The 15,922-nt window shown below is 67.5% G+C and carries 14 protein-coding genes; 10 read left to right on the forward strand and 4 right to left on the reverse strand.

Translation table 11 applies throughout. The annotated features are described in order from the left end of the window. Window positions 1–34 precede the first annotated feature (34 nt). Complete coding sequence (serS, locus tag K9U37_RS04485) at window positions 35–1,288, forward strand: serine--tRNA ligase (RefSeq protein ID WP_243070693.1); 1,254 nt, start codon at window positions 35–37, stop codon at window positions 1,286–1,288. Continuing rightward, on the forward strand, window positions 1,285–2,100 hold the full coding sequence (locus K9U37_RS04490) for a DUF5718 family protein (protein ID WP_243070694.1): 816 nt from the start codon (window positions 1,285–1,287) through the stop codon (window positions 2,098–2,100). The genes serS and K9U37_RS04490 overlap by 4 nt, the downstream gene beginning before the upstream one ends. 31 nt (window positions 2,101–2,131) lie before the next feature. Here K9U37_RS04490 and K9U37_RS04495 read toward each other — a convergent pair whose 3' ends face one another. Beyond that, on the reverse strand, window positions 2,132–2,470 hold the full coding sequence (locus tag K9U37_RS04495; RefSeq protein WP_243073220.1) for a hypothetical protein: 339 nt from the start codon (window positions 2,468–2,470) through the stop codon (window positions 2,132–2,134). Further along, entirely contained in the window at window positions 2,467–4,017 is a 1,551-nt protein-coding gene (locus tag K9U37_RS04500) for an MBL fold metallo-hydrolase (protein WP_243073221.1), read from the reverse strand. Before K9U37_RS04500 ends, K9U37_RS04495 begins: the two co-directional genes overlap by 4 nt. A 74-nt stretch (window positions 4,018–4,091) precedes the next feature. On the opposite strand from K9U37_RS04500, the gene K9U37_RS04505 reads away from it, so the two are divergent. Genes K9U37_RS04505 through K9U37_RS04515 form a run of 3 tightly spaced genes read left to right on the forward strand, consistent with a single transcriptional unit; the run spans window position 4,092 to window position 6,429 of the window. After that, window positions 4,092–4,865 carry a lysophospholipid acyltransferase family protein gene (locus K9U37_RS04505; protein WP_243070695.1) on the forward strand — a complete coding sequence of 258 codons (774 nt, stop codon included), beginning with the start codon at window positions 4,092–4,094 and terminating at the stop codon, window positions 4,863–4,865. Between the two features lie 5 nt (window positions 4,866–4,870). After that, a complete protein-coding gene (locus K9U37_RS04510) occupies window positions 4,871–5,617 on the forward strand; it encodes a lysophospholipid acyltransferase family protein (RefSeq protein ID WP_243070696.1) in 747 nt (248 codons plus the stop codon). Continuing rightward, window positions 5,617–6,429, forward strand: coding sequence for an HAD family hydrolase (locus tag K9U37_RS04515; protein ID WP_243070697.1), 813 nt, complete (start codon window positions 5,617–5,619; stop codon window positions 6,427–6,429). Before K9U37_RS04510 ends, K9U37_RS04515 begins: the two co-directional genes overlap by 1 nt. Window positions 6,430–6,445: 16 nt before the next feature. Here K9U37_RS04515 and K9U37_RS04520 read toward each other — a convergent pair whose 3' ends face one another. Together K9U37_RS04520 and K9U37_RS04525 are read right to left on the reverse strand one after the other, a co-directional pair. Continuing rightward, window positions 6,446–8,086, reverse strand: coding sequence for an N-acetylmuramoyl-L-alanine amidase (locus K9U37_RS04520; RefSeq protein WP_243070698.1), 1,641 nt, complete (start codon window positions 8,084–8,086; stop codon window positions 6,446–6,448). Window positions 8,087–8,242: 156 nt separating this feature from the next. Next, on the reverse strand, window positions 8,243–9,040 hold the full coding sequence (locus K9U37_RS04525) for a superantigen-like protein SSL4 (protein ID WP_243070699.1): 798 nt from the start codon (window positions 9,038–9,040) through the stop codon (window positions 8,243–8,245). A 247-nt stretch (window positions 9,041–9,287) separates the two neighbouring features. Here K9U37_RS04525 and glf point away from each other — a divergent pair, with 247 nt between their 5' ends. Genes glf through aftB form a run of 5 tightly spaced genes read left to right on the forward strand, consistent with a single transcriptional unit; the run spans window position 9,288 to window position 15,856 of the window. Further along, the gene (glf, locus tag K9U37_RS04530) at window positions 9,288–10,511 is read left to right on the forward strand and encodes a UDP-galactopyranose mutase (RefSeq protein WP_243070700.1); all 1,224 of its coding nucleotides are present in this window, start codon (window positions 9,288–9,290) and stop codon (window positions 10,509–10,511) included. Continuing rightward, the gene (locus tag K9U37_RS04535) at window positions 10,508–12,427 is read left to right on the forward strand and encodes a glycosyltransferase (protein WP_243070701.1); all 1,920 of its coding nucleotides are present in this window, start codon (window positions 10,508–10,510) and stop codon (window positions 12,425–12,427) included. Before glf ends, K9U37_RS04535 begins: the two co-directional genes overlap by 4 nt. Next, window positions 12,420–12,974: a phosphatase PAP2 family protein gene (locus K9U37_RS04540; RefSeq protein WP_243070702.1), complete on the forward strand. Its 555-nt coding sequence runs from the start codon at window positions 12,420–12,422 to the stop codon at window positions 12,972–12,974. Before K9U37_RS04535 ends, K9U37_RS04540 begins: the two co-directional genes overlap by 8 nt. Window positions 12,975–12,981: 7 nt before the next feature. Next, a complete protein-coding gene (locus tag K9U37_RS04545; RefSeq protein ID WP_243070703.1) occupies window positions 12,982–13,896 on the forward strand; it encodes a decaprenyl-phosphate phosphoribosyltransferase in 915 nt (304 codons plus the stop codon). A gap of 4 nt (window positions 13,897–13,900) precedes the next feature. Next, on the forward strand, window positions 13,901–15,856 hold the full coding sequence (gene aftB, locus K9U37_RS04550) for a terminal beta-(1->2)-arabinofuranosyltransferase (RefSeq protein WP_308197419.1): 1,956 nt from the start codon (window positions 13,901–13,903) through the stop codon (window positions 15,854–15,856). The last annotated feature ends 66 nt before the right edge of the window (window positions 15,857–15,922 follow it).

A 15,922-nucleotide genomic window follows, 5' to 3' on the forward strand; every position in this document is an offset into this window, starting at 1 on the left:
AGAGTGCTCCGGGGGCGAAAGTAGGGTTCAGGTCGTGATCGACCTGAAAGTGCTGCGCGACGACCCGGATGCGGTGCGCCGGTCCCAGTTCAGTCGCGGCGAGGACCCGGCCCTCGTCGACGCACTGCTGGATGCCGACACCGCCCGCCGGGCCGCGATCTCGACCGCCGATTCGCTGCGGGCCGAGCAGAAGGCCGCGAGCAAGAAGGTCGGCTCGGCATCACCCGACGAGCGCCCCGCCCTGCTGGAGCGGGCCAAAGAGCTTGCCGCTGCGGTGAAGACGGCTGAAGCGGACCAGGCCCAGGCCGAGGACGCATTCACCGCCGTGCACATGGCGATCCCCAACGTCGTCATCGACGGCGTCCCGGCAGGTGGTGAAGACGACTTCGTCGTGCTCGATGTGGTTGGTGAGCCGCCGGTGATCCACGACCCGAAGGACCACCTCGAACTCGGCGAGCGCCTGGGCCTGATCGACATGGAGCGCGGCGCCAAGGTGTCGGGGTCGCGGTTCTACTTCCTCACCGGCCGCGGTGCCCTGCTGCAGCTGGGACTGCTACAGCTGGCGGTGAAGGTCGCCGTCGACAACGGGTTCACCCTGATGATCCCACCGGTTCTGGTGCGTCCCGAAGTTATGAACGGCACCGGCTTTCTCGGCGCGCACGCCGACGAGATCTACCGCATCGAGGCCGACGACCTGTACCTGGTAGGCACGTCGGAGGTGCCGCTCGCCGGGTACCACGCCGACGAGATCCTGGATCTGTCGAACGGTCCGCTGCGCTACGCCGGCTGGTCGTCGTGCTTCCGGCGCGAGGCGGGCAGCTACGGAAAGGACACCCGCGGCATCATCCGGGTGCACCAGTTCGACAAGGTGGAGGGCTTCGTCTACTGCCGCCCGGAGGAGGCCGAGGCCGAACATCAGCGGCTGCTGGGCTGGCAGCGCCAGATGCTCGAACTCATCGACGTGCCCTACCGCGTGATCGACGTCGCCGCAGGCGATCTCGGCTCCTCGGCTGCACGCAAATTCGATTGCGAGGCCTGGGTTCCCACCCAGCAGACCTACCGCGAGCTGACCTCGACGTCGAACTGCACGACGTTCCAGGCTCGCCGGCTGGCCACCCGCTACCGCGACGAGAACGGCAAGCCGCAGATCGCCGCCACCCTCAACGGGACACTGGGCACCACCCGGTGGCTGGTGGCGATCCTGGAAAACCATCAGCAACCCGACGGCAGCGTGCAGGTGCCCGCCGCCCTGGTGCCCTATGTGGGGACGGAGGTCCTTCAACCGTGATCAAACTCGACCTCGACGAACTGCGCGGCTGGTTCGGTTTCGGTGTGGCGGGCAACTTCGCCGGTCATCTCGACCAGGCCGGGGAGGCGGTCGACTTCGCGACCGTTGAGGCCAAGGAGGGTGCTCCGAAGGGCATCTTCCCTTGGTACGCACCGGGTTACGACAGTTTCCTGGGCGAGTTCCCGCTGTCGCACGACGCGCTGATGGTGCCGAAGACGACCGAAGCCGACGGTCCGCCGAACCTGCAGATCGAGCCCGAGGTGGGGCTTGCCTGCGAGGTGGTGTGGGAGGGCGACACCGTCGTGACACTGCGGCCGTTCGCGCTCGGCGCGTTCAACGACTGCTCGATCCGCCGGCCCAACGCACCCAAAATCAGCTACAAGAAGAACTGGGGGCCGGCCTCGAAAGGTGTTGCCCACGAGTTCTTCGACGTCAGCGACCTCACGCCGGACGGCCCCACCGCGACGCTGCGACTGCTGTGCGCCCTGCGCACCGCCGACGGGGTTCGCCACGAATACGGCGTGGACAGCCCGCTGCTGGGCTACTCGTACTACGGCGAGGTGTTGCTGGACTGGATCGTCGAACGACTGGCCAACCAAAAGGGTTCGCCGGAAACGCCTTTGGAGGATGTCGGCGCGCTGATGGCGGCCTGTGGCCGGCCGAAGAACGTGCTGATCGGCATCGGGGCGACCCGCTACACCAAGCTCGGCGAGACGACCTATCTCAAGACCGGCGACGAGGCGATCGTGCGGGTCTACGACACCGAGAGCGACGCGGCCTCCGAACTGCGCCAACTGGTCCGGGAACCTTAACCCTTTCGCCCAAACCGACACACGGGCGCGGCTAGCCGCCGAGCACCTCGTCGAGCATCGCGAGGAACTCCTTCGGTTCCTCTGGGGTGAACGCCGGTGCGGGATAGGTTCCGGGCACGTCGAGGGTGACCAGTGTGCCCTTCAGTGGCCGACGCACGTCGAGCGGTAGCCAGCGGCGCAGATCCGAACTGCCCCAGAGTCGGAACCGCTGCATCAACATCCCGAGCGGCTCGGCCTTGTAGCCGCGGATCGCGCGAAGCGGGATGATCTTCGAGGTGCCCGACGGAAAGTGGTAGCGCCGCAACGTCAGTGCCTCGCGGTCCAGTTGAACCAGTCCGTCGTCGTAGTACTGACGCGGCGGGCCGGTCACTTTCGTGAACACCGAATCTCGTGACCCTTCGTGGTCAGGCATCGTCCGTTCTCCAGATTCCACTGCCAGCCGTGCAGGTTGCAGGTCAGTGTCGAGCCCTCGACCACACCGAATTTCGACAGGTCGGCCTTCAAATGCGGGCAGCGGCGCTGGATCTCCCACCCGTCCAACGTGATGTCGGTGGTGTCGTCGTGGGTCTCGGCGAACCAGCCGTCGGCATAGGCGATGCGCTCGTCGGTCAGGCACTTGAAGAACGTGTACAGGTACTCGTTGTACCCGCCGATCCGCCAGGCCCGGAACCGGGTGGACAGGAAGATGGTGTTGACCCAGTCTGGTTCGTTGTCTCGCAGCACGGTCCGCACCAACTCCGGAGCGATCTCGAAGCCGTAGCGGAACTTCTCGTCCGCAATAGGCTCGCGCACAGCACGTTTCGGGAAGTCCAACACCACGGCCTCCGGGCCGAGGCGCAATTCCACCGGATAACCGATGCCGTCGCAGATCTGGTCGCTCTGCAGCATGATCGGCTCGAACAGCGCACGCAGCGGTTCCAGCAGTGGTTCGCCGGTGGCCGGCGCCCGACTGGCCTTCTCGGCGGCGAGCACCGGGGCCATCCGCTCGGCGTAGGCGGCGATGTAGTCGGCCTTGCCGGTGGTGAAGATCGCCTCCACCTCGTCGGTGGCGATCGGGTGGGTGAGCGAATTCAGTTGCGGGCCGGTGAAATCGGCGACGGAGCCGGGGATCATCAGCAGTCCGCCCTCATGCCCGTGTTGACGCATCTGGTCCAGGAACACCATCTCGTCGGGGAAGATGTTGGACGGGTCGCCGTGATCGTCGTTGAGGTCACGCAACTCCGGGTCCAGGAAGCACGGCGGTCCGGCCGACGGAATCACCCACGTCGCACCGGTGTCGGCGATGTACTGGCGGCAGCGGTCCATCCCGCGCTGGCGCTTCTGGCTGCCGAACGCAGCCTTGGCACGTTCGGGCATGTCGTAGACCATCGGGTACCAGATCGCGCCGGAGTACTGCAGCATGTGCACGTCGATGTGGCCGAACTGCTCGGCCAGCGTGTCGACGGCCAGCGGACGAGAGTCGTTCATGTTGAAGACGGTGGTGGTGCCGTCGGAGACCACCAGGCCGGAGTCGCCGATCGGCCCGTCGGCCGGCGCCCGCAACGCGATGATCATCACGTCGAGCTCACCCTTGGGCCCGCTGATCCGGTGCTTGACGCCGTCGCTGGTCTCGTAGAACGTGTGGAAGCCGAGTTTCTCGAACTCGCGCTTGAGGTCGGGAACCGGGAAGTCGGGCAGCAGCACGACGGCGTCCTTGTTGACGTGCTCGGCCAGCAGCTTGGGGTCGAAGTGGTCCTTGTGCAGATGCGAGACGTAGAGGTAGTCGCAGTCACCGAGTGCGTCCCAGTCCAGGCCGCTGTTGTCCGGGAAGACGAACCACGAGCCGAAGTACGCCGGGTGAAGCCACGGATCGCACAGGATGCTTCCCGCCCGGGTGTCGATCCGAAAGCCGGCGTGACCGATGCATGTGACCTGCACGAATTCCCTCTCCAGTGGTCGTGGCACCCGACACGAGCTTAGCCGCCCGACCGCACGAGGCTAGGCTGGCCGCTGTGGAACCGGTATACGGGACTGTCATCCAACTCGCTCGCCTGGTTTGGCGTGCGCAGGGTCTGAAGTTGACCGTCACCGGTGTCGAGAACCTGCCCGTGACCGGCGGCGCCGTGGTGGCGATCAACCACACCAGTTATTTCGACTTCACCTTCGCCGGCCTGCCAGCGTACCTGCAGGGCCGGGGCCGCAGGGTGCGGTTCATGGCCAAGCAGGAGGTCTTCGGCCACAAGGTCACCGGTCCGATCATGCGCAGCCTGCGCCACATCCCCGTCGACCGGGCCAGCGGCGCGGCGTCGTTCGACGCGGCCTGCCTGGCACTGAAGGCCGGGGAGCTGGTGGGTGTCTATCCCGAGGCGACGATCAGCCGCAGCTTCGAACTCAAGGAGTTCAAGTCCGGCGCAGCGCGGATGGCGATTGCCGCCGACGTACCGATCGTCCCGCACATCGTGTGGGGCGCTCAGCGGATCTGGACCAAGGGACACCCGCGCAAGATATGGCGGCCCAAGGTGCCGATCTCCATCGCGGTCGGTGAGCCGATCGCGCCGACTCTGCCGCCCACCGAGCTGACCGCACTGCTGCGCTCGCGTATGCAGCACCTGCTCGAGCAGGTCCAGGACCGCTATGGCCCGTATCCCGCGGGCGAATTCTGGGTGCCCCACCGCCTGGGCGGCAGCGCTCCGACGTTGGCCGAGGCCGCGCAACTCGAGGCGGCCGAGGCTGCCGAGAAGGCCGCTCGCCGCGCTCAGCGAGACGGGCCCGCAGGACCGGGGTAGCAGCCATGGAACCCGTCTTCCGCACTCTGGAGATCGCCTCCTCGATCGCGGTCCGGGCGGCCGGGACCAAGATCACCTATGAAGGCTTGGAGAACATCCCGTCGCGCGGCGGCGCCGTCGTCGCGATCAACCACACCAGCTACGTCGACTTCATGCCGGCTGCGCTCGGCACTCGTCTGCGTAAACGCCGCATTCGCTTCATGATCAAGGCGGAGATGCAGAACGTGCGCATCGTCAATTTCCTGATCTCGCGTACCGGCACCATTCCGGTGGACCGCCGCGCCGGCGCGGGCGCCTACGCCGACGCGGTCCGCGAGCTGAAGGTCGGCGAGCTGGTGGGGGTGTACCCGGAGGCGACGATCAGCCGGGCGTTCGTATTGAAGGACTTCAAGAGCGGGGCGGCGCGGATGGCACTGGAGGCGCAGGTGCCCATCATCCCCTGCATCGTGTGGGGCGCACACCGGGTGTGGACCAAGGATCATCCGAAGAAGGTGGGCCGCAACAAGATTCCCTTCACCGTTCGGTACGGCGAACCGTTGCCACCGGCTGGGACGCCGGCGGAGCTGGACGCCCGGCTCAGGGAGCGGATGTCGGTCATCCTGCATGAGGTGCAGCTGGTCTACCCGCATCCGGCCGGGGCGTGGTGGGTGCCGGAGAGCCTGGGGGGTGGCGCGCCGACGTTGGAGCAGGCCAGGAAGCTCGACGTAGCCGAGCTGGCCGAGCGGGCCCGCCGAGCTGCGGAGCGCCACTGATGCTGCCCGCGCTGATCGCCACCGACGTCGACGGAACGCTGCTCGACGAAGACGAGCGCGTCACTGCTCGCACCCGCAACGTCGTCCGCGCCGCGGTCGCCGCCGGCACACATTTCGTGCTCGCGACCGGGCGGCCGCCGCGCTGGATCCCGCCGGTGGTCGAGGCGCTCGGTTTCGCGCCGATGGCGGTGTGCGCCAACGGCGCGGTGATCTACGACGCCGAGCGCGACCGTATCGTCTCGGCGCGCACGCTGTCCGTCGACGTGCTCGGTGAGCTCGCCGAGATCGCGACGAGGGTGATCCCCGGTGTCGGCCTGGCGGTGGAGCGGGTGGGACGCAGCGCGCACGACTCAGCCACACCGCAATTCGTGAGTTCCCCAGGCTACGAGCACGCTTGGCTGAACCCGGACAACACCGAGGTCTCGATGGAGGACCTGCTCAGTGCACCGGCAGTCAAGCTGCTGATCCGCAAGGTTGGCGCGCGCAGTTCGGACATGGCCGAGGTTCTCGCCAAACACATTGGGGTGGAAGGCGATATCACCTACTCGACCAACAACGGGCTCATCGAGGTCAACCCGATCGGCACGAGCAAGGCCACCGGGGTCGAGGAGATCGCCCGCCCGCTGGAGATCACCGCCGAAGACGTGGTGGCGTTCGGCGACATGCCGAACGACGTGCCGATGCTGCGGTGGGCCGGGCATGGCGTGGCGATGGGCAACGCCCATCCCGAGGCGATGGCGGCAGCCAACGAGGTGACCGCGCCGAATACCGACGACGGCCTGGCGCGGGTGCTCGAACGCTGGTGGCTCTAGCTCGGGCGAGCAGGCGCTAGCTGGCCGGCTCGAGCACCGGGTTCTCGACGCGGCTGAAGCGTTCCAGTTGCACCGGAGGACCGTCGGCCGGCGGCGGTGGCAGCACCAGCGTCAACCCGTCGACCACGCGCAACACGTTGCGGGTCTGCCGGTCGAAGTTCAGGGTGCCGTGCTGGAAGTTCTGCACGATCCACTCGGGTTCCTGAATCTCGCCACTGGTCGGCAGGCCCAGCGCACCGCGCTCGTAGCCCAGCGACGCCCAAGCCTCGTAGATCGCACCGGTCAGCGGCTGCGCCTCGGTGGACGGCGACCAGTAGACGGCGCCGCGTTCGAACGTCGCGTACCGGGCGTCGCCTTCGCCCGCGGCCTCCGGCGTGGTCGGCGCCCCGAGTGAACCGTCCTTGCCGCCCAAGGCTTCCCAACGGGCGAAGATCGCTCCGCCGCGAAGCGAATCGACGATGTCGGGCGGACGGTTGAAGCGCGCGGCAATGTCGCGAATGGCGGGTAGCGCCGCATAACCGGCGTTGCCCGGGCACTCGGTGTCGCCCACGTCGCGGTGGGCGAAGATCTCCGGAAGCGTGGGTGTCGCCCCGGCCGGGTAGACCGTGTAGCTGCCGCCAGCGGAAGCTAATTGCACTGTGCCCAATGGATTGACGTGATCCAGACCCATCCGCCACCCGAGCAGCCGGCCGACGGTGCGGATCTGGATATCGGTCGGCGGAACCGTCTCGAAGTCACCGATCATCGACACACCCCACACGCCGCGGTTGAACCCGCCGGTGTGAGACCCCAGGACGTCCTTGGTGATTCCGCCTGCGCGGCCCTCGAACACCTGGCCGTACTTGTCGACCAGCGCGTTGTAGGCGATGTCGCACCAGCCCAGTGTCCGGGTGTGGTAGGCGTAGATCGAGCGCACGATCGCCGCGGAGTCCTCCGGCGCGTAGTCGTTGCTTCCCGCGGTGTGATGCACCACGGCTGCCCGAATTCCGTTGCCGTACAACGGTCCACCGCAACGCATGCGGTCGTCGGCACCCCATTGGGCACGGCTGATGATGTTAGGCGGCTGCCCCGGGCCGAGCGCGGCGGTCGGCGGTGTCCACTGGGAGTCGACGGGCGCTTTCGGCGGCGTGATCAGGACGGCCGAGATGTTCTGGGAGAACGGCTGTTCGACGTTGGCCGGAACGTAGCCGAGTTCCTTGCCCGCGTCGACTCCGGTTTCGGGTGGCGCGGTGGTGACCGGGGCGCCCTCGGGCCGGGTGACGACGATCTGCACGGTGGTGGTGGTGCCGACAAATACTGGGTCGGTGCCCCGCGGGCCGCCATGCTGGCTGTCGTCGGCGTTGGACTCCACGGCGTCGGCGTCGTACCAGGGCCCCCACGATCCGTCCGGCCGTTTGGCCCGGACCCGCGCCGTCGTGCCGGTCAGGTCGGAGCCGGTCAGCGCCACCATCGAGAACGGGGTGGACTGGCTGATCTCCCGGACCGTTTCTCCTCCGCCCAGACCGGTCAGCGGTTGCTGGTTCAGCAGTGTGTCAGCCGCGCCGGGCCCGTCCTTGTGGTGCGATCCGGGCATGCCGGTGACCGCCCACGGCAGGATGACGACGGTCGCCGCGATCGCGGTGAACAGGATCGTCGGTGTGGGTCGGCGTGACGGCACAAGGCGATGTTACGTATGCGCCGACTGATGCAGGCGTTGCGACACGGACCAGTGTGAAGAAAGTGATAATTGAGTCTGCAACGGCACCGCAGGGGCCTCTCCGGGTGTCTGACCAAACGGTCGGCCCCACCCTGCGGTGCCGTTCCGATGCAGGCTTTAGCCCGCCGGGGCAGCCGCGGGAGCTGCGGCTGCCGCCGACGAGGCGCCTTGAATCGCTTGGGTGATCGACGGCACGACCATGCCCTTGAGCAGGTCGATGGCCTGTCCGACGCCGAGCTGGTTGGCGGCGCTGCTCAGATCACTGATGATCCCGCCGGAGCTGGTCGGCGCTGAAGGCACGGCGAGCGAAGGGTCACCCAGGATCGGATAGGTGCCGGCAACCGGTCCTAGCGGGGCACCGATCGGCTGCTCGCCGGGGATCCCAAGGCCCGTGGCCGACGGCGTTGTCAGCCCCGGCGTCGTGCCCAGCTGGGGGCTGGTCAGGGCCGGGTTGGTCAGCGACGGGTCGGTGAGCGAGGCCGCCCCCGGGGGCACCGAGGCGCTCGGCGTGGTGAGACCGGGCGTGGTCAGGCTCGGCGTGGTCAGACCCGGCGTGGTGAGGCTCGGCGTGGTCAGACCGGGCGTGGTGAGGCTCGGCGTGGTCAGACCGGGGGTGGTCAGGCCCGGGGTGGTGAGTGTCGGGCCGGCCTGCACGGGCTGGGCACCTGCCGGGCTGAGGCCCGTCGGTAGCGGCGGCAGGTTGATCCCGAACTGCGACAGGCCCTGCTGCAACGCAGCCATCAGCTCATTCGGCAGGTCGGTGACCACGGCGGCTTGGACGAAATCGCGGTGCTCGGGCGTCTTCTGGTTGGAAGTCAGCTCGATCGCACCAACAGCTGCAAACGGACTTGCGACGGCCAGGGCGGCGACTGCGCTCATGGCTGTCGAGAGCTTGCGTCGACGACGGTTCGGCACGGAAGTCTCCTCAATCTGGACTACATCGTTCATGTCTGAACTTCTCCGTAAGCCCCGAAATACGGCCGTGCGCCGACGCCGAAGCCAACGTGTTCGATGGTACAGCTGTGACTAGTGCGGCTAGAGTGACGATGCGGAATCGTGAGCTAATTGCGACCTTGATTCGTTAGTGGCCGCAGCGACTTCCGAGTGCCGCCCCGCTTTGCGATGCGGGTCACACACCCGCGGTCGGATACCCTAGGCGCCGATGACCTCTCCAGATTCTGTGGTCGACTCAGGTCCCTTCGACCTCTTCGTCGTCGGTAGTGGCTTCTTCGGCCTGACCATCGCCGAACGGGTGGCCACGCAGCTCGGCAAGCGCGTTCTCGTCGTGGAGCGACGTGGGCACATCGGCGGCAACGCCTACTCCGAACCGGAGCCGCAGACCGGGATCGAAATCCACAAGTACGGCGCCCACCTGTTCCACACCTCCAACGCGCGGGTGTGGGACTACGTCCGCCAGTTCACCGACTTCACCGGCTACCAGCACCGCGTGTTCGCGCTGCACGGTGGCCAGGCCTACCCGTTGCCGATGGGCCTTGGGCTGGTGTCGCAGTTCTTCGGCAAGTACTTCACCCCCGATGCGGCGCGCCGGCTTATCGCCGAGCAGGCCGCCGAGATCGAGACCGTCGACGCGCAGAATCTCGAGGAGAAGGCCATCTCGCTGATCGGCCGTCCGCTCTACGAGGCCTTCATCAAGAACTACACCGCCAAGCAATGGCAGACCGATCCCAAGGAACTGCCCGCGGCCAACATCACCCGGCTGCCGGTGCGCTACACGTTCAACAACCGCTACTTCAACGACACCTACGAGGGCCTGCCGGCCGACGGCTACACCGCGTGGTGCGAGAACATGGCGGCCGACGACCGCATCGAGGTGCGGTGCGACACCGACTGGTTCGACGTGCGCGAGCGGCTGCGCGCCGAAAGCCCCGAAGCGCCCGTCGTGTACACCGGGCCGCTGGACCGCTACTTCGGCTACGCCGATGGCCGGCTGGGTTGGCGCACACTCGATTTCGAGGTCGAGGTGCTGCCCATCGGCGATTTCCAGGGCACACCCGTCATGAACTACAGCGACCTCGACGTGCCCTACACCCGCATCCACGAGTTCCGGCACTTCCATCCGGAGCGCGACTATCCCACCGACAAGACCGTGATCATGCGGGAGTACTCCCGCTTCGCCGATGACGACGACGAACCGTACTACCCGATCAACACCGAGACAGACCGCGCGCTGCTGGCCGCCTACCGAGCCCGGGCCAAGGCCGAGACCGCCTCGGCGAAAGTCCTCTTTGGTGGCAGGCTCGGTACGTACCAGTACCTGGACATGCACATGGCCATCGCCAGCGCGCTGAGCATGTACGACAACATCCTGGCGCCCCACCTGCGCGACGGCACGGCGCTGACGGTCGACGAAAGCAGCACAGCATGAGCGACATCCCGTCCGGGCCCATCGCGGCCGGCGAATCCAAAGCGGTGAGCCTGCTCGCCCGCGTGATCCTGCCGCGCCCGGGTGAGCCCCTCGACGTCCGCAAGCTCTACATCGAGGAATCGGAGACCAACGCCCGCCGGGCCCACGCACCCACCCGCACCGCCCTGGAGATCGGCTCGGAGTCCGAGGTCTCCTTCGCGACGTACTTCAACGCCTTCCCCGCCAGCTACTGGCGTCGCTGGTCGACGCTGGAGTCGGTGGTGCTGCGCGTCGAGCTCACCGGAACGGCGCGGGTGGACGTCTACCGGTCCAAGGCCACCGGCGCCCGGATCACCGTCGGCGGAACCGAGGTGTCCGGGGAGCACGCCGCCGCAGAGTTCGAGATCGGGCTGGACCCGTTCGAGGACGGCGGCTGGACCTGGTTCGACATCACCACCGACACCAAGGTCGTCCTGCACCAGGCGGCCTGGTACGCGCCGGTGCCGGCACCCGGCCGGGCCGACATCGCCGTCGGCATCCCGACCTTCAACCGCCCGGCCGACTGCATCAACGCGCTGAAGGCTTTGACATCCGACCCGCTGGTCGACGAGGTCATCGGCGCGGTCATCGTCGCCGACCAGGGCGCGAACAAGGCGGCCGCTCATCCGGATTTCCCGGCCGCGGCCGCGCTGCTCGGAGACCGGCTCGCGGTCCACAACCAGCCCAACCTCGGTGGCTCGGGCGGCTACAGCCGCGTCATGTACGAGGCGCTGAAGCACACCGACTGCGAACAGATCCTGTTCATGGACGACGACATCCGCATCGAACCGGACTCGATACTGCGGGCGTTGGCGCTCAACCGTTTTGCCAAGGCACCGACCCTGGTCGGTGGGCAGATGCTCAACCTTCAGGAGCCGTCGCACCTGCACGTCATGGGCGAGGTCGTGGACCGGTCGAATTTCATGTGGACCAATGCGCCCTACACCGAGTACGACCACAACTTCGCCAAGTACCCACTGGCCGACGACGGCGCGCGCAGCCTGGCGCTGCACCGCCGTATCGACGTCGACTACAACGGCTGGTGGATGTGCATGATCCCGCGACGGGTGGCTGAGGAGTTGGGCCAGCCACTGCCGTTGTTCATCAAGTGGGACGACGCCGACTACGGTCTGCGCGCCGGCGAGCACGGCTACGGCACAGTCACCATGCCCGGCACCGCGATCTGGCACATGGCCTGGAGCGACAAGGATGACGCCATCGACTGGCAGGCCTATTTCCACCTGCGGAACCGGCTGGTGGTCTCGGCGCTGCACTGGGACGCCCCGATCGGTGGACTGCTGGCCAGCTCCCTCAAGGCGACGTTCAAACACCTTCTGTGCCTTGAGTATTCGACCGTCGCGATCCAGAACCGGGCGATTGCGGACTTCCTGGCCGGCCCCGAGCACATCTTCTCCATCCTGGAGTCGGCCCTGCCTGAGGTTCGCAAGATGCGTGAGCTGTACCCCGATGCGGTGGTCCTGCCCGGCGCCACCTCGCTACCCAAGCCCAGTGGCCGCACCAAGGTTCACAAGCCGCCGGTGTCGTTGCCCGCCATCGGTTTTCGTCTCGCCCGTGGCGTGATCCACCAGCTGCGCAAGGAGAAACCCGACCATCATGAACGCCCACAGCTCAACGTCCCCACCCAGGACGCCCGGTGGTTCCTGCTGTGCAAGGTCGACGGTGTCACCGTGACCACCGCGGACGGCCGGGGCGTGGTGTTCCGTCAGCGCGACCGGGCCAAGATGTTTGCCCTTCTGCGCGACTCGATGCGCCAGCACATCCGGTTGGCACGCAAGTACAACCGGATGCGCAAGGTCTACCGCACGGCTCTGCCGGTGCTGTCCAGCAAGGAGAAGTGGGAGACCGTGCTGCTCGACAAACCCTCGGTTCATGCCTGAGGCAACCGACGTTCCCCAACCGGTGGCACCGCCGCCGACCGGCGAGGTCGCCGCGCTGGTGGCCGTTCAGTTTAGGCTGGCCACCCCGCAGTTGGTGGCCGTCGCCCGCGCGATGTCCCACTTCGGCGAACATGCCCAGGGCTGGGTGGCGTTGTCGGCGCTGGGTGCGCTGGCCGCTCCGAAGCGGCGCCGCGACTGGCTGCTGGTCGGTATCGGAGCGGTGGCCGCGCACGCGGCCGCCATCGCGATCAAGCTGGTGGTCCGGCGCAAGCGGCCCCACCACCCGGCGATCGCGGTCAATGTGGGGACCCCCAGCGCGTTGAGTTTCCCCTCCGCGCACGCCACGTCCACAACTGCCGCGGCTATGCTGCTGTGCCGGGTCACCCGCTCACCGCTACCTCTGGTACTGGTACCCGCGATGGCCCTGTCGCGGCTGGTGCTCGGTGTGCATTACCCGACCGACGTGCTCGCCGGGACCGCTGTCGGCGCTGCGGTCGCGCGGACGGCCGCCCACCTCGCCTCACCGCAGAAGGAGACGCCGAAGTGAGTGCGACATGAGTGGGGAAGCCGCGCCGGTGACCGGACCGCCGAGCAACCTGGCCAGCGGAATCGTCAAGGCGATCAGGCCACGGCAGTGGTCCAAGAACATCCTCGTGCTGGCCGCGCCGCTGGCCGCCCTCGGTGGCAACGTCACCTACGACTACCGCGACGTGCTGTACAAGGTGTCGATCGCCTTCGTGGCGTTCTGCCTGGCGGCGTCGTCGATCTACCTGGTCAACGACGCCCGCGACGTGGAGGCCGACCGGGCCCATCCGACCAAGCGGTTCCGGCCGATTGCCGCCGGCGTACTGCCGGTCGGCCTGGCTTATGGCATCGCTGTCGCGTTCGCTGGGACCTCGCTGGCCATCTCCTGGTGGCTGACACCGCAGCTGGCTTTGGTGATCGGGATCTACATCGCCATCCAGCTCGCCTACTGTTTCGGCCTCAAACACCAAGCGGTACTGGACATCTGCATCGTCTCGTCGGGCTTCCTGATCCGCGCGATCGCCGGCGGTGTGGCCGCCGACATCCCGCTGTCGCGGTGGTTCCTGCTGGTGATGGCGTTCGGCTCGCTGTTCATGGCGGCCGGCAAGCGCTACGCCGAACTGCAGCTCGCCGAGCGCACCGGCGCCAAGATCCGCAAGTCGCTGGAGAGCTACACCAGCACCTACCTGCGCTTCGTGTGGACCCTGTCGGCCACCTCGGTGGTGCTCTGTTACGGGCTGTGGGCCTTCGAGCGCGATGGTGACCATGGGTCGTGGTTCGTCATCTCGATGATCCCGTTCACCATCGCGATCCTGCGCTACGCGGTCGACGTCGACGGTGGACTGGCCGGCGAGCCCGAGGAGATCGCGCTGCGCGACCGGGTGCTGCAGTTGTTGGCACTGGCCTGGATCGGAACCATCATTGCTGCCGTCGCCTTCGGCTAGCCCGATACTCGCCTCCCCGGGCTCGTCCGAAAACGCCGCGCCCGCAACGCTGGCCCGGATCAGCCTGTGGGTCAGCGTGGTCGTGGTCGCCGCCCTGTTCGGGTGGGCAGCCTGGCAGCGACGGTGGATCGCCGACGACGGACTGATCGTGCTGCGCACGGTGCGCAACCTGCTCGCCGGCAACGGCCCGGTGTTCAACGCGGGCGAGCGGGTGGAGTCCAACACCTCGACGTTGTGGACCTACCTGGTCTACCTCGGCGGCCTCGCCGGCGGACCGGTGCGCCTGGAGTACGTGGCCCTTGCGCTGGCGCTGAGCCTGTCGGTCGCCGGTGTGGTGCTGGTGATGCTCGGCGCCGCCCGGCTCTACGTGCCGAGCCTGCGGGGCCGTCGGGCGCTGTTGCTGCCCGCCGGTGTGCTGGTCTACATCGCCATCCCACCCGCCCGCGACTTCGCCACCTCCGGACTGGAGAACGGTCTGGTGATCGCCTGGATCGGGTTGCTGTGGTGGATGATGGTCTGCTGGTCACAGCACCTGCGGGGGCGGCCCAACGAGGCCTGGTTCCTCGCCGCGCTGGCCGTGGTCGCCGGACTGAGTGTGCTGGTTCGTCCCGAACTTGCGCTGATCGGTGGCCTGGCGCTGGTGATGATGCTGATCGCCGCGCGTGGCTTGCAGCGGCGGGTCCTCATCGTGGTCGCCGGCGGTCTGCTGCCGGTGGGCTACCAGATCTTCCGGATGGGTTACTACGGCCTGCTGGTTCCGCAGACCGCGCTGGCCAAGGACGCCTCGGGCGACAAGTGGGGCCAGGGCCTGATCTATCTGGCCAACTTCAACAAGCCCTACGCGCTGTGGATCCCGGCTCTGCTTCTCATCGCGCTGGGTGCGGTCCTTGTCGCCGGGCGCAGCAGACCGGGGTGGATCCACGGCTCCGAAGCCCCCAGCAACAACGGGCTGGTCCAACGGGTGCAGAGCCCGGCTGCGGTCGTGATCTTCATGCTCGTCAGCGGTCTGGTGCAAGGCCTCTACTGGATCCGCCAGGGCGGCGATTTCATGCATGGCCGGGTGTTGCTGACGCCGGTGTTCTGCCTGCTGGCCCCGGTCGCGGTCATTCCTGTGGTGACGCCTGACGGGACCAGGCTCTCCCGCGAGAAGGGGAGTCTGCTCTCCGGTGCGGCCGTTGCGGTGTGGCTGGCGCTGGTGGGGTGGTCGCTGTGGGCGGCGAACTCGCCGGGCATGGGCGCCGACGCCACCCGCGTCACCTACTCCGGCATCGTCGACGAACGGCGCTTCTACTCACAGGCCACCGGGCACGCACATCCGCTGACCGCCGCGGACTATCTGGACTACCCGCGGATGCGCGCGGTGATCGTGGCCATCAACAACACCCCCGACGGCGCCCTGCTGCTGCCGTCGGGCAACTACGACGTGTGGGATGTCGTCCCGGCCGTCCCGCCCCCACCGCCGCCGCCCGGCGTCTCGATGGACAGCTGGCGTCGCCAAATAGCCCAGCACACAGTCTTTTTCACCAACCTCGGCATGGTCGGGATGAACGTCGGGTTGAACACCCGGGTGATCGACCAGATCGGCCTGGCAAATCCGCTCGCGGCACACACCGCGCGCCTGGAGGACGGCCGCATCGGGCACGACAAGAACCTGTTCCCGGACTGGGCGGTCGCCGAGGGGCCGTGGCTCAAGGAGCACCCGTATGTCCCGCCGTATCTGGCCGAGGGGTGGATCAAGGAGGCCGGTGTCGCGCTGAAATGCCCCGAGACCGACCGCATGCTCGAGTCGATCCGGAGCCCGCTGGGCATCCGCCGGTTCCTGTCGAACGCGCTGCACTCGCTGGAATTCACCCGCTTTCGCATCGATCGGGTGCCCCAGTACGAACTGCTGCGCTGCGGTCTCGATGAGCCTCCGTTGGATGGCACCCCGTACACTGGCTTACCGGCCACGGGACCCTAGCCGTCGGGGGAGCGTTAGCTAGGTGGGTTCCTGCCGGTAACGCTGCGGTCAGGTCGCGGCGATACA

Origin of the sequence: Candidatus Mycolicibacterium alkanivorans, from assembly GCF_022760805.1 — a bacterium.
In the GTDB taxonomy this organism is placed as follows: domain Bacteria; phylum Actinomycetota; class Actinomycetes; order Mycobacteriales; family Mycobacteriaceae; genus Mycobacterium; species Mycobacterium alkanivorans.

Coding starts and splice junctions, on each gene's coding strand:
- K9U37_RS04510 (WP_243070696.1), top strand. CDS start 4,871: ATGGAACCCGTCTTCCGCACTCTGGAGATCGCCTCCTCGATCGCGGTC.
- K9U37_RS04515 (WP_243070697.1), top strand. CDS start 5,617: ATGCTGCCCGCGCTGATCGCCACCGACGTCGACGGAACGCTGCTCGAC.
- glf (WP_243070700.1), top strand. CDS start 9,288: ATGACCTCTCCAGATTCTGTGGTCGACTCAGGTCCCTTCGACCTCTTC.
- K9U37_RS04535 (WP_243070701.1), top strand. CDS start 10,508: ATGAGCGACATCCCGTCCGGGCCCATCGCGGCCGGCGAATCCAAAGCG.
- K9U37_RS04540 (WP_243070702.1), top strand. CDS start 12,420: ATGCCTGAGGCAACCGACGTTCCCCAACCGGTGGCACCGCCGCCGACC.
- K9U37_RS04545 (WP_243070703.1), top strand. CDS start 12,982: ATGAGTGGGGAAGCCGCGCCGGTGACCGGACCGCCGAGCAACCTGGCC.